The 12,718-nt window shown below is 70.6% G+C and carries 15 protein-coding genes; 9 read left to right on the top strand and 6 right to left on the bottom strand.

Features of this window, described 5'->3' with window-relative positions; genetic code table 11:
- Nucleotides 1-31 precede the first annotated feature (31 nt).
- Nucleotides 32-1,129, top strand: a complete 1,098-nt coding sequence (locus AMK34_RS38770) for an Rv2629 family ribosome hibernation factor (RefSeq protein WP_073848980.1) — start codon at nt 32-34, stop codon at nt 1,127-1,129.
- 162 nt (nt 1,130-1,291) lie between these two features.
- Here AMK34_RS38770 and AMK34_RS38775 read toward each other — a convergent pair whose 3' ends face one another.
- Nucleotides 1,292-2,203: a DMT family transporter gene (locus tag AMK34_RS38775; protein WP_051972792.1), complete on the bottom strand. Its 912-nt coding sequence runs from the start codon at nt 2,201-2,203 to the stop codon at nt 1,292-1,294.
- Between the two features lie 73 nt (nt 2,204-2,276).
- On the opposite strand from AMK34_RS38775, the gene AMK34_RS38780 reads away from it, so the two are divergent.
- Together AMK34_RS38780 and AMK34_RS38785 are read left to right on the top strand one after the other, a co-directional pair.
- Nucleotides 2,277-3,200, top strand: coding sequence for a LysR family transcriptional regulator (locus AMK34_RS38780; protein WP_073848761.1), 924 nt, complete (start codon nt 2,277-2,279; stop codon nt 3,198-3,200).
- A 15-nt stretch (nt 3,201-3,215) separates the two neighbouring features.
- Entirely contained in the window at nt 3,216-3,578 is a 363-nt protein-coding gene (locus tag AMK34_RS38785; protein ID WP_038510867.1) for a DUF5313 family protein, read from the top strand.
- Here AMK34_RS38785 and AMK34_RS38790 read toward each other — a convergent pair.
- Together AMK34_RS38790 and AMK34_RS38795 are read right to left on the bottom strand one after the other, a co-directional pair.
- On the bottom strand, nt 3,561-4,238 hold the full coding sequence (locus AMK34_RS38790) for a response regulator (protein WP_038510869.1): 678 nt from the start codon (nt 4,236-4,238) through the stop codon (nt 3,561-3,563). The two genes, AMK34_RS38785 and AMK34_RS38790, sit on opposite strands and share 18 nt — an antisense overlap.
- Nucleotides 4,235-5,332, bottom strand: a complete 1,098-nt coding sequence (locus AMK34_RS38795; RefSeq protein WP_073848764.1) for a sensor histidine kinase — start codon at nt 5,330-5,332, stop codon at nt 4,235-4,237. Before AMK34_RS38795 ends, AMK34_RS38790 begins: the two co-directional genes overlap by 4 nt.
- Nucleotides 5,333-5,525: 193 nt before the next feature.
- On the opposite strand from AMK34_RS38795, the gene AMK34_RS38800 reads away from it, so the two are divergent.
- The 4 genes from AMK34_RS38800 (at nt 5,526) to chrA (ending at nt 8,297) form a co-directional block, all read left to right on the top strand.
- Nucleotides 5,526-5,870 carry a DUF6223 family protein gene (locus AMK34_RS38800; protein WP_073848766.1) on the top strand — a complete coding sequence of 115 codons (345 nt, stop codon included), beginning with the start codon at nt 5,526-5,528 and terminating at the stop codon, nt 5,868-5,870.
- A 122-nt stretch (nt 5,871-5,992) separates the two neighbouring features.
- On the top strand, nt 5,993-6,754 hold the full coding sequence (locus AMK34_RS38805; RefSeq protein ID WP_083650124.1) for an arsenate reductase/protein-tyrosine-phosphatase family protein: 762 nt from the start codon (nt 5,993-5,995) through the stop codon (nt 6,752-6,754).
- Nucleotides 6,751-7,134, top strand: coding sequence for a VOC family protein (locus AMK34_RS38810; RefSeq protein WP_073848771.1), 384 nt, complete (start codon nt 6,751-6,753; stop codon nt 7,132-7,134). Before AMK34_RS38805 ends, AMK34_RS38810 begins: the two co-directional genes overlap by 4 nt.
- The gene (chrA, locus tag AMK34_RS38815; protein WP_073848773.1) at nt 7,131-8,297 is read left to right on the top strand and encodes a chromate efflux transporter; all 1,167 of its coding nucleotides are present in this window, start codon (nt 7,131-7,133) and stop codon (nt 8,295-8,297) included. The genes AMK34_RS38810 and chrA overlap by 4 nt, the downstream gene beginning before the upstream one ends.
- 3 nt (nt 8,298-8,300) lie before the next feature.
- Here chrA and AMK34_RS38820 read toward each other — a convergent pair whose 3' ends face one another.
- Entirely contained in the window at nt 8,301-8,915 is a 615-nt protein-coding gene (locus AMK34_RS38820) for a carbonic anhydrase (protein ID WP_038510883.1), read from the bottom strand.
- A 46-nt stretch (nt 8,916-8,961) separates the two neighbouring features.
- Nucleotides 8,962-9,411, bottom strand: a complete 450-nt coding sequence (locus AMK34_RS38825) for a MarR family winged helix-turn-helix transcriptional regulator (protein ID WP_073848981.1) — start codon at nt 9,409-9,411, stop codon at nt 8,962-8,964.
- 79 nt (nt 9,412-9,490) lie between these two features.
- Here AMK34_RS38825 and AMK34_RS38830 point away from each other — a divergent pair, with 79 nt between their 5' ends.
- Nucleotides 9,491-9,967, top strand: coding sequence for a cupin domain-containing protein (locus AMK34_RS38830; protein ID WP_073848982.1), 477 nt, complete (start codon nt 9,491-9,493; stop codon nt 9,965-9,967).
- Here the strand turns inward: AMK34_RS38830 and AMK34_RS38835 are convergent.
- Nucleotides 9,952-10,332 carry a hypothetical protein gene (locus tag AMK34_RS38835; RefSeq protein ID WP_241832960.1) on the bottom strand — a complete coding sequence of 127 codons (381 nt, stop codon included), beginning with the start codon at nt 10,330-10,332 and terminating at the stop codon, nt 9,952-9,954. The genes AMK34_RS38830 and AMK34_RS38835 overlap by 16 nt on opposite strands.
- Before the next feature lie 99 nt (nt 10,333-10,431).
- On the opposite strand from AMK34_RS38835, the gene AMK34_RS43815 reads away from it, so the two are divergent.
- Nucleotides 10,432-12,708 (top strand): ATP-binding protein, encoded by a 2,277-nt coding sequence (locus AMK34_RS43815; protein WP_073848777.1) that lies wholly within the window; start codon nt 10,432-10,434, stop codon nt 12,706-12,708.
- The last annotated feature ends 10 nt before the right edge of the window (nt 12,709-12,718 follow it).

Genomic DNA, 12,718 nt, shown 5'->3' on the forward strand with positions numbered 1-12,718 from the left:
CGAAAGCGGAACCGACGAGGCAGGAGGCATCGTGCAAAGCTCAACGCTCCGGGACGTCACCGTCCGAGAAGGACCGTTCGCGTCGGTCTATTTCGACAACTCGCACGACACCGAGGACGCCGCCGCGCAAGTGGAGCTGCGCTGGCGGTCGCTCCGCAAACGGCTGGCCGACGAGGGCGCGCAGGAGCGGACACTCACCGCTCTCGACGCCGCGGTGGCCGCCGCCCCGCCTTCGGAGGGCAAGGCGGGCCGGGCCCTGGTCGCGGAGGGGGACGAGGTCGTACTCGACGAGGAACTCGTGGAGCCGCCGCCGCGTGAGGTCGCCCGCGTCGCGCCGCAGCCGTATCTCCTCCCGCTCCTGCGGCTCGCCCCGGCCGTCGTACCGCACGTCGTCGTGGTCGCGGACCGGACGGGGGCCGATCTGTTCGCGTCGGGTGAGGACGGTGCCGAACAGCGGACCGTCCAGGGCGAGGACCATCCGGTGCACAAGGTGCGCGGTGGCGGCTCGGCCTACTGGAACATCCAGCATCGGGTGGAGGCCGTGGCCGAACGCAACGCCGCGGAAGTCGCGCACGAGGCGGTGAAGCTCGCCGATTCCGTCGGCGCCGAAGTGCTGGTTCTCGCGGGAGAGGTGCAGGCGCGAGCGCAAGTGCGTGACGAACTCGCCCCGCGCGGCAAGGAGAAGGTCGTCGAGCTGGAGGAAGGCGGCCGGGCGGACGGAAGCGGCCCGGAGGCACTCGAAGCCGAGGTACGCCGGGTGCTGACCGAACACGCCGAACGCGGCCGCCAGGACGTGATCGACCGCTTCCGCGCCGAACAGGGTCGCGAGGGCGGCCTGGCGGCGGACGGGCTCGCGCGGACGACGGCCGCCCTGCGTTCGGGTGCCGTCGAGACCTTGCTGATCGACGCCGATTCCTTGGCCGATCGCCTGGTCTGGGTCTCCGGCGAACCGACCCAGGTCGCGGTCGCGAAGGAGGATCTCGAACTCTCCGGCACGGAGACGCTGACCGAGTGCCGCGCGGACGAAGCGCTTCCGGTGGCCGTGCTGGCCGAAGGCGCGGACATCGTCCCCGTCAGCGGTGAGGGTCTGGCGGAGGGCGTCGGCGCGGTTCTTCGGTTCGCGATCTGACGATCAGGACGTCGCGACGGCGTCGCGCGCCTTGTCCCCACTCGCCCAAGACGACAGCCGGCACTCAGCCGAGGAAACTCGACCTTCACACCTTCCCAAGTACATGAAGGCCCCCTTCCTTGCGCCTAGGTACATGAAGGGGGCCTTCACGTACTCCAGCCATCACGCGCCGGCCGCGGACACACGTTCCCGCCGCGGAGTCCGGCTCACCGCCCAAACACTGACGACGACCAGCAGACATCCGGCCAGCTGCGTGATCGTGGGCCGCTCGTGCAGGGCGATGACACCGAACACGACGGCCAGAACCGGGTGCAGCAACAGAAGTGAGGCACTCACCTGAGGCGCCAGCTGGGAAAGCGCTCCCGCGATGAGGAGCCAGGCGAGCACCTGCCCGACCAGCGCGAGCGCGATCAGCCACAGCCACGCGGCCAGGTCGAGGTCCAGGTCGATCCCCGTCCACAGACTGCCGACCACGACCGCCGCGGCACACGCCGCCGTCGTGGAAGCGCACACCGGGAACACGACATGGCCTTGGCCGCCGCCCTGCCGCATGAAGAACAGATACCCCGCGTAGGCGATGCCCGCGATGGTGCCGAACACGATGCCGCCGACCGGGTCCGTACCCGGCTCGGCCTGGCCGATCACACCGGCCGCCATGGTCACGCCGATCAGCATGACCGGTATGAGCGCGAGGAACCGTCTGGACGGGACCGACCCCAGGAACAGCCAGGTGAGCAGCGGGAACACCACCACCTGGATGGTGAGCAGCACCGTGGAGATGGACGCGCCGACGTCCTCGATGCTGGCCACCCAGAACACGTAGTCGATGCCGAGCAGCACCCCCGCCGCCAGGTCGAACCGCATCAGCCGCCACGGCCGCGGCCCGAGCCGCCGCCATTCCCGGATCGACAGCGGGACCAGCACCGTCAGCGCGATGGCGCAGCGCAGGAACGCGGTGGTCCCCGGACTCGCGCCGGACAGTTTGGCGAACCCGGCCGACACCGAAGTGCACGCCGCGCCCCCGGTGATGCGCAGTGCGGCCGTGCGGTGCCGATCGGGTGCCCGAACACTCATGGCGATCACTATGCCGAGTCCGGTCGCATAGCAAAAGTGAATGTTCCTACGGTGAAATCGGTAGCATCGCTTCATGAACCTGGGTCGGCTGCAAGCGCTCGCGTCGGTCGCGAAGTACGGATCCGTCGCCCGCGCCGCGGAAGTCCTGCACGTCACGCCGTCCGGGGTGTCGCAGCAGCTGAACAAGCTGGAGAAGGAGACCGGACACCCGCTGCTCGAGCCTGCGGGGCGCGGCATCCGGCTCACCCGTGCGGGTCAGGTGCTGGCCGAACACGCGGCGCGGGTGCTCGCCCAGGTCGCCGCGGCCGAAGCCGACCTCGCCGCGCTGGACCAGGAAGTGGCCGGGCCCCTGCGGATCGGGGCCGTCGGCAGCGCGATCCGGGAGCTGCTGCCGAACGTGCTGGCCGAACTGGTCGCCGATCGGCCACGGCTCAGGGTGTCCCTGCGCGACGGCGAGGTGGTGGATCTGCTTCCCCGGCTGCTCACCGACGAGCTCACCGTGCTGCTGATGGAGAGCTGGGAGGCCCGGCCGCCGCTCCTGCCCGCGGGGGTCGCCGTACGCACGCTCGTCCGGGAACCGGCCGAGGTCGCCCTCGCCGCGGATCATCCGCTCGCCGACCGGTCCGTCGTCGACCTGGCCGACCTCGCCGGGCAGACCTGGACCTGCTGCCCGGCGGGCACGGAAGCCCACGTGGCCCTCACGCAGACCATGCGCGGGCTCGGCGCCGAGCCGGACATCCGGTTCGCCGTCGCCGAGTACCCCACCCAGCTCGCGCTGGTCGCCGCGGGACTCACCGTCGCGCTCGTTCCCAAGATGGCCCAGCGGCCGACGCCGGACGGTGTCCGGTTCCTCCGCACGCGCCCGGTGCTGCACCGGGAAATCCGCGTCGCCTGGCGAACCGACGACCAGGGCCCGCCGATCCGCGCCCTGCTGGCCGCGCTGGTCTCGCGTCAAGAAGCGGTGAACGCGACAGCAAATGGGTACCCCTCCAGGTAGCGGAGGTGATTCGCGATGGACAGGCCAGGCCCGATCCGGTGGGTGCAGTACGTCTACGGGCGCAGGCTGCCGGAGCGATACCGCGAATGGGTGCTGTACGACGCGACCTCGCGCACGTGGCTGCTGCGGTTCGCCCTCCGGATCTGTTTCGAGGCGTTGCCGTGGCTCGCGATCGCGTTCGTGCTCCTGGTGACGCTCACGCCGATACCCGTTCCCGCGGTCCTGGGCGCGTTGATGCTGAGCCTGTTCCTGGGGCTGTTCTTCACGATGACCAGCGCCGACGAGCTGGCCGAGGTCCGGCTCGGCAAACACGGTTTCCCGCGTGGCACCGGAAAAGCGGCCAGATCCGCCCGAGGTGGCTCAGGCAGCTGGCCCTGATCGCTCACCCGGTGTGACGAGGCCTGATTCGTAAGCGAGGACCACGAGTTGCGCGCGGTCGCGGGCGTGGAGTTTGGTCATGGCGCGATTGACGTGCGTCTTCGCGGTCAGCGGGCTGATCACCATGTGATCGGCGATCTCGTCGTTGGACAGCCCCCGCGCGACCAGGACCACGGCTTCGCGTTCGCGGTTGGTCAGTTCCTTCAGCCCGGAACCGCTGCCGCCGCCGAGCGGGACGGTGACGTACCGGTCGATCAGCTTGCGCGTGATCGACGGCGCGAGCAGGGCGTCACCGCGCGCGGCGACGCGGACGGCGTGCAGGAAGTCTTCGGGCTCGATGTCCTTGACGAGAAAGCCCGCCGCGCCCGCGCGCAGCGCGTTGAAGACGTACTCGTCCAAGCCGTAGTTGGTCAGGATGACGACGTGCACGCTTGCCAAGGCCGGGTCGGCGGCGATGCGCCGGGTCGCCTCGATGCCGTCCACGCCGGGCATCTGGATGTCGATGAGCGCGATGTCGGGCAAGTGTTTTCTGGCGAGTGCCACGCCTTCGCCTCCGTCGGCTGCTTCGGCGACGACCTCGATGTCGTCCTCGACGTCGAGCAGCGCGCGGAAACCGCTACGGAGAAGGGGCTGGTCGTCGACCAGCAGGACGCGAATCACGAGCGCTCCACGGGAAGTTCTGCCCGGACGGAGAAACCGCCCGTGTCTCTTGGTCCGGCGTCGAGACGGCCGCCGAGCGCGGTGACCCGTTCACGCATCCCCAGCAGCCCGACACCGGGGATCGGTGCGGCGCCCGGTGTGGCCTTGCCGTCGTCCTCGACCTGGATCGTCAGCGCGTCGGGACGGTGGTCGATGCGCACCGACGCGGTCTTCGCCGCGGCGTGCCGGGCGATGTTGGTCAAGGATTCCTGAACGATCCGGTACGCGGTGCGGTCCACGGCCGCGGGCAGATCGTGTCGCCGCCCTTCGACGGTGAGCGTCGCGTCCAGACCGGCGGCCTGGGCGCGTTCCACCAGGCCGGGGATCCGATCGAGTCCGTGCGGCGGATTCGTGTCGTCGTCACGCAGGGCCTCCAAGGTCGCCCGCAGCTCCCTGGTCGCCTCACGGCCGGCTTCACGGATCGCCAGCAACGATTCCGGCACCGCCTCGCCCCGTTTGGTGGCCAGATGGACGGCGACCTCGGCCTGCACCTTCATGACGGAGATCTGGTGGGTGAGCGAATCGTGCAGTTCCCGCGCGATGTGCAGCCGTTCCTCGTCGGCCCGGCGCCGCGCGGTCTCCTCACGGGTGCGCTCGGCCTCCTCGGCCCGCCGTTCGGCCTGTCGTAGCGCTTCACCCGCCGCGCCGGCGGCGATCAGCCAGGCCAGCTGGAGCGCGTCACGGCTCTGGGCGAAGGCCTCACTGACGGAAAAGGCGTTGGCGGAGGCCAAAAGCACGAGCGGGAGCGCGCCGATCATGAGCACCGACCCGGCGACGGCGACGATCCGGTGTCCGGCGCGGACCGCGGCGTAGACCGCGACCAGGTAGGCGACGGCGGGCACGGTGAAACCCATGGCCTGGTATCCCAGCGCGCACACCGCGGTCACGGCCAGGACCGTGAGGGGCGCCCGGCGATGCGCGGCGAGCGCCAGGCCACCGGCGACCAGCACCACGTAACCGAGGGGGTTCATGGTGGTGTCCTCATCGGACAGTGCCGTGACCAGCAGGACCACCGTCACCCCGACGGCGATCGCCCAGTCCCAGACCCTGTTCATGCGAGAACCCTAACCAGCCGCCCCCGCGCGCGACTCCTCCGCACGGACGATCCCGGGACTACCACGCACGCGGTAGTCCCGGGATTTCCACGACCTCGGCGGCAGTCCGGAATGCCTGCGTTCACCGGACGACGCGGGGCGGGTCCGGCGGACACGATCTGCGGACATCAGTCACCGAGCGAAGGAGCACCCCATGACCGTCCACTTGCTGTCCGCCGCCTACCTGACTCCCGGGCGCCTGTGGTCCTTGATCGCCGTGCTGGTGGGGGTGATCGGGGTCGTCGCCGGAGGACTGGCCGTCGCCCGGAGCCGGTCCGGTGACACGCGACGAGGAGCCGTCGTGGCACTGGCGGCGGGGCTGCTCGGCATGGCGGGTGGCGTTTACGTGGTGACCGCGGCGAAGGGCGGACCTGGCACGGGCTACGGAATCGTCGGTGGGTTCCTCGCCTTGGTGGTCGGGCTGATCGCCGCGGCTCTTGGCGGGCTGGCTCTTTCGCGGTCCCGTCGTGCCGGGCGGGTGTCCGGCGAAGTCGCGTGACGTCCGCGATCGTGTTGCGAAAGCCACTTTGGCAACCTTCAACGTTGCGAAAGTGGCTTTCGCAACCCCGGTGCGACACCGAGGTCTAGATATATCAACCTGCATTGATGTACCTTCGGCCAGTGGCGACCTTCGAGACGGCAGATCCGCCGCCGTTCGTACGGCTGGCGAGCGATCCGCTGCGCTGGCGGCTGTTGCGCGAGTTGTCGCACGGCGACCGCCGGGTGCGGGAGCTGGTCGACCTGGTCGGGCAGCCGCAGAACCTGGTGTCCTATCACCTGCGCAAGCTGCGGGCCGCGGAGCTGGTCACGGCGCGGAGGAGCAGTTTCGACGGTCGCGACACGTACTACCACCTCGATCTGGGGCGGTGCGCGGACGCGCTCGCCGAGACGGGAAGCTCGCTGCATCCCGCCCTGTCGCCGATCGGGGTGGACGTGAAGCGGGCCGGGTCCCGGATCAAGGTGCTGTTCGTGTGCACCGGGAACAGCGGGCGCTCGCCGATGGCCGAGGCGCTGCTGCGGCACCGCGCCGGTTCGAGGGTCGAGGTGTCCAGCGCGGGCAGCCACCCAAAACCGCTGCATCCCGACGCCGTGCGCGTTCTCGCCGAGCGCGGCATCGCCCTGACCCACGAACCGTCCCATGTGGACGATCTCCGGCGCAGGCGATTCCATTGGGTGATCAGTCTTTGTGACCGGGTCCGCGAGGTCTGCCCGGAGTTCCCCGGGCATCCGCACGTCGTCCACTGGAGCCTGCCGGATCCGGCCAAGGAACCCGAGAGCCATCCGGCGTTCCGTCGGCTCGCCGGCGAACTGGACCGCCGGATCGGGTTCCTGACCGCCCGGTTCGGCGTGAAATATCGCGATGATGAGGTGAACAGGACATGACTTCGGATCTGGTGAGTGTGCGTTACCTGGTCGACGACGTCGCTGCCGCCGTCGAGTTCTACACGGGACACTTGGGTTTCGCCGTGCGTTCGAGCGTGTTGCCCGCGTTCGCCGACGTGGTGCGCGGGAATCTCCGGCTGCTGCTCAGCGGTCCGGCGAGCTCGGCGGGGCGCGCGCTGCCGGACGGTACGAAACCGGCGCCGGGCGGGTGGAACCGCATCCATCTCATCGTCGACGACATCGACGCCGAAGTCGCGAGGTTGCGCGCGGACGGCGTCCTGTTCCGCAGTGACGTCGTGACCGGGCCGGGTGGCCGCCAGATCGTGTTCGACGACCCGGCGGGCAATCCGGTCGAACTGTTCCAGCCCGCGGCCCGTTGACGCCGCACCACGAGCCGAGCCTGGGCACCGTCCTGCGGGAGTGGGGCCGGATCGGCTGCATCGGGTTCGGCGGGCCGCCCACCCATATCGCCCTGCTCCGCAAATTGTGCGTGCAGCGCCGGGAGTGGTTGTCGGATCAGGAATTCGAGGACGCCATCGCCGCCTGCAACCTGCTGCCCGGCCCGGCGTCGACGCAGCTCGCGATCTTCACCGCGTGGCGGGTCCGCGGCCGGGCGGGGGCGCTGGTCGGCGGCGCGGCGTTCATCGTGCCCGGCCTCATCGTGATCCTGGCGCTGGCCGCGCTGTTCCTCACCGGATCCCCGCCCGCCTGGGTACGCGGGGCCGGTGCGGGCGCGGGTGCGGCGGTCGCCGCCGTCGCGGTGCACGCGGGGGTCGGCCTGATCCCGGCGGGCTGGCGGCGCGCGGCGTCCACCGGCCGCGTGCGCTGGGCCCTGTACGTCCTGGCGGGTGTCGTGTCGGCCGCCTTGCTCGGGCCGTGGCTGGTGCTTGTCCTGCTGGGCTGCGGCGCGGTCGAACTGACCGTGAACCGCGCGCGCCGCGGTGAGTCCAGTGCCGCGTTGTTCGCCGTCCCCGCCCAATCCTGGGCCGCCGCGGTCGCGGGTGCCGGCGTGTTCGCGTCCGTCGCGTGGGTGGCGCTCAAGGTCGGGATGCTGTCCTACGGCGGCGGCTTCGTGATCATCCCGCTCATGCAGGACGACGCGGTGAACACCTACCACTGGATGAGCGCGGGGGAGTTCCTGAACGCGGTCGCGCTCGGCCAGGTCACCCCCGGTCCGGTGGTGCAGACCGTCGCCGTCGTCGGTTACGCCGCGGCCGGGCTCACCGGCGGCATCCTGGCGTCACTGGTCGCCTTCGCCCCGTCGTTCGTGTTCATCCTGTTCGGTGCCAAGCATTTCAACCGGCTGCGCGGCAACCCGAACGTCCGGGCGTTCCTCGACGGCGCCGGCCCGGCCGCGGTCGGCGCCATCCTCGGCTCGGCGATCCCGCTCGCGCTCAGCCTGACCCAGGGATGGCAGTACGCCGTACTCGCCGGTGCCGGGGTTCTGCTGTTCGTGCTGCGGCGCGGAGTGGTGACCACGATCCTGGCCGCGGCGGCCGCCGGAACCGGGCTCGCGCTCGCCGGAGCGCTCCTGCCGAGCTGAGGTTCAGCCCAGTCCCCGGGTGGTGACGACCCGCGCGTTGCCGTCGGACAGGTGGTAGGACAGCCCGACCACGGCGGTCTTCCCGGCGTCGATCTGCTCGGAGAGCAGCCGGGAGCGGTCGACCAGGAGGTCGACGGTGTGGCGGATGTGCTCGTCGATGATGTCGTCGTTGCTGGTGAGCCCGGCGGCGCGGGCGGCGAGGACGCTCGGGGTGACGCGCTCGATGACGTCGCGGACGAAGCCGTTGGTGCCGAGCCCGTCCTTCAGCGCTTCGCGGGTCGCGGCGACGGCACCGCAGGAGTCGTGGCCGAGGACGACGACCAGCGGGCAGTCGAGGATGCTGACGGCGTACTCGATGCTGCCCAGCACCTCCGAACCGGCGACGTGGCCCGCGGTGCGGACGACGAACAGGTCGCCGAGCCCGCGGTCGAAGATGATCTCGGCGGCCAGTCGTGAGTCGGAGCAGCCGAAGAGGACCGCGAAGGGGCTCTGTTCGGGGGCGGTCGCCGTGCGGCGGACGGCGTCCTGGTTCGGGTGTTCCGGGGTACCGGCCACGAAGCGCCGGTTGCCGGCGAGCAGAAGGTCGAAGGCCTCGGAAGGGGTCGGCGCGTCGCTCATGGAGCGGACATTACCGGCTGCGACCGGCTCCGGCAGGTGTGCCGCGTCACTGATCGAGTCGTCCGGAGACGGCACGCATGGCGCGGCCGACGGCCCGGAGGTCGTCGGGTGCGATCACGTCCACGAAGTGTTCGCGGACGGTGCGGAGATTGTCCGGTGCCGCGCGGCGCAACGTCTCGTATCCCTGGTCGGTGAGCCGGGCCCGCACGCCGCGGCCGTCGTCGGCGGTCGACTCCCGCTGGACCAGGCCGCGCGTCTCCAGCCCGTTTATGCGGTGCGAAAGGCGGCTGCGCGAGTAGTACGCGGATTTCGCGAGGTCCGCCATGCGCATCGACCGGCCGGTGGCTTCGGAAAGCCGCACCAGGAGTTCGAACTCGGCCAGGGAAAGCCCGTGCTCCTCGCGGAGCCGCCGGTCGAGCAGGTCCACGAAACGCACGGATCCTTCGATGAACGCCCGCCAGTCGCGCTGCTGTTCCGGGTCGAGCCAGTCGGTCACGGCGCACACAGTAACAGTTGACGCCTTCAACCACTTCGGGCTAGCTTTGGTTGAAGACTTCAACTAGATGGGGAACGCGATGACGAACGAAGCCTGGGTGATGCGGGAGAAGGACGCGGAGGTCATCGAGCGGCCCGCGTTGCGGCTGCTGGCCGACGGCGAGCACACGGGCGGGCTGCTCGGTGCGAACCGGTTGTCGCTACGACCGGGGGAACCCGGGACGAAACCGCACTATCACCGGAAATCCGCGGAAGCGTTCTACGTGCTTGACGGGGCGCTGCGGATGCTGGTGGGTGCCGAAACGATCACGGTCGAGCGCGGGGGTTACGTGGTGATCCCGCCGGGCGTCCGGCACGCGTTCGCCGCGCCGCCGGAGGTCGCCGCGGACGTCCTCATCACGCTGGCGCCCGGCGTCGACCGGTTCGGCTATTTCCGGATCCTGCCCGAGATCCTGCGCGGAAACGTCGCACCGGAAGAGGTCGAGCGCCTTCACGAGCAGTACGACGTGCACTTCGTCGACGCGCCCGAATGGGACTCGCCTCAGCCGACGCCGTAGCGCTCGCGCACCTGGCCGACGTTCGGCACGCCGGTGAACCCGAGGTCGTTCGCCCCGACGACGATCGTCCCGTCGTTGTTCGTGTACTTCTGCGGGGTCGCCCAACCGTCCTCGAGATCGGGAGAAGCGGCGAAGGCGCGCAGGACCTCTTTCATCACCGCGATCGCCTTGCCCTTGTCGCCCGCCGCGATCCGCACGTCGCCTCGCTGCCATCCACCGCCGAAGCCGTTGTCGCAGTCCCAGGTCGCGGAGATCACGCCGGGGACCGCTGTCGCTGCCGCGGCGAAGGCCTCTTCGCATTTCTCCGCGCTGGACGCGCACGCCGAGACGGGCAGGGTCAGCGCCATGACCACGGTGACCGTCACAACCCGCGCACATCGCCTCATTCGGGCATTATGCGGGGATGCCCGGGCTGTGGTGTGAACAGCCCACTCCGTCCGGCGAGCATGTTTCGATGGGGAATCATGACGAACGACAGCGAGGTCCGGTCGCGGCCCCTGACGAGCTACGTCAACCGTACGGACGACGAGGACGAGGTGCGGCGGCTGCTCGGCGCGGGCCGTCTGGTCACCTTGACCGGCGCCGGTGGCGTGGGCAAGACACGGCTGGCCGCCCAGGTGGCCAGTTCGCTCACCCGGGCCTTCCCCGGCGGCGTGGCGGTCGCCGGACTGAGTGAACTGCGGGACGAACGGCTGGTCGCGCGCACGGTCGCCGACGCCTTGGGCCTGCACGACACGGCGGGACGCACCGACCTGGAGGCCGTCGTCTCGTATCTGCGGCCGCGGCGGTCGTTGCTGCTGCTGGACAACTGCGAACACCTCCTCGACGGCAGCGCGGACCTGGTGACGGCGTTGCTGCGTGACTGTCCGGATCTCGTCGTCCTGGCCACCAGCCGCTGCTCGCTGGGGCTGGCCGGTGAGCACGTCCTGGCGATCCCGCCCCTGGGCGTGCCCGACGAGGAGGTCGGGACACCGCGAGAGGCGTTCACGTTCGGCGCGGTGCGGCTGTTCGCGGAGCGCGCCGCCAACGTGTTGCCCGCTTTCGAGGTCACCGAGAGCAACGTCGCGGACGTCGTCCGCCTCTGCCGACGGCTCGACGGACTGCCGTTGGCGATCGAACTCGCCGCGGCCAGGATCCGGGCCCTGTCGCCGTCGCAGATCGCGGAACGGGTCGAGAGCAACTCGGGCGTGCTGGCCACCGGGCTCCGCATGCCGGTCGAGCGGCATCGGACGCTGCGCGCCACCATCGAGTGGAGTCATTCCCTGTGCACGGAGACCGAACGGGTCGTCTGGGCACGCTGTTCGGTGTTCGCCGGGCAGTTCGACCTGTCCGCCGCGGAGGACGTCTGCGCCGGAGCCGGACTGGACTCGCTCGCCGTGCTCGACGCGGTGGACGGTTTGGTGGACAAGTCGGTGCTGGCGCGCATCGACGGCACGGACCGGGTCCACTACCGGATGCTCCGCTTGCTCCGCGAATTCGGCGGGCACCGGCTCGCCGAATCCGGTGACGAGCTCGCCGTGGCGAGGACGCATCGTGACCACTACGCCTGGCTGATCGACCAGGCCGCCGCGACGTGGTTCGGGCCGGGGCAGGACGAGGCGTACGAGCGCCTGACCGCGGCACACGCCGACATCCGCGAGGCGCTGTCGTGGTCGCTCCGCACCCCCGGCGAAGGCGCGGTGGCGTTGGGGATGGCCGTCGGCGTGATCGAGTACTGGGTGGCCCGCGGCGCGGCCTGGGAACTGCGGGACTGGATCGATCGCGCGCTCGAGGCGATGCCGCCGGAGACCCGGGGCCGGGCCCGCGGCCTGGCCGTCGCCGCCCTTTGCGCCGCGCTGCACGCGGATCTGCCGGGCGCGCGGCAGCGGTTGGCCGCCGCCGAGGCGATCGGGGACGACGAAGCCGCCCCCTACATCGCCCATGCGTGTGCTTTCGTGAGGATGCTGTCCGCGGAACCGAACACCATGGTCCGCGCGGCGGAGGCCGTGCGGCTGTTCGGCGAGCGAGGCGACGTACGGCGCCAGATGCATCCGATGTTCATCCAGGGGGTCGCGCTGGCCTACCGGGGCGACCTGCCGGGCGCGCGGGAGTTGCTGGGCTCGATGCTCCGCACCTGTGAGGAAGCGGGGGAGTACCGGTATCGCTCCATGGCGCTGTACGGGTTGGGAGTCGTGGAAGTCTGCTTCGGTGGAGATGACGACGACGGCGAGCGATTCATCCGCTCCGCGCTGGAGATCGACCTCCGTACGTCGGACATGATGTCCGCGGCCTACCGCCTGGACGGTCTCGCCTGGGTCTCGGCGAGGCGCGAGGAGTGGGTCCGGGCGGCGGAACTGTTCGGGACCGCCGCCACGCTCTGGGACCGCTGCAACGCCGAGCCCGACGTGGCCGTCACCGCGTCGCACCGGATGTTCCACGACGCCACCCGGAACGCCTTGGGGGCAGCGAGGTTCGACTTGGCTTTCGCCGAGGGGCGGCGGCTGAATCCGCACGACGCCCTGGCCGGTCCCGAGGCTTCGTCCGCCGGAGAACCGGCCGACCTCCCGCCGCTGACGCCGCGCGAGTCGGAGATCGCGCGGCTGGTCGCGGCCGGGCTGAGCAACCGGGACATCGCGGCGAGACTGGTCATCGCCCGGCGAACGGTCGAGACGCATCTGCAGCACATCTCGCACAAACTCGACTTCGCCAACCGGACCCAGCTGGCCGTCTGGGTCGAGCAACGGGACCGCGGACCGCTGTGACCCGCCGAGG

Origin of the sequence: Amycolatopsis sp. CB00013 (assembly GCF_001905755.1) — a bacterium.
Classification (GTDB): Bacteria; Actinomycetota; Actinomycetes; order Mycobacteriales; family Pseudonocardiaceae; genus Amycolatopsis; species Amycolatopsis japonica.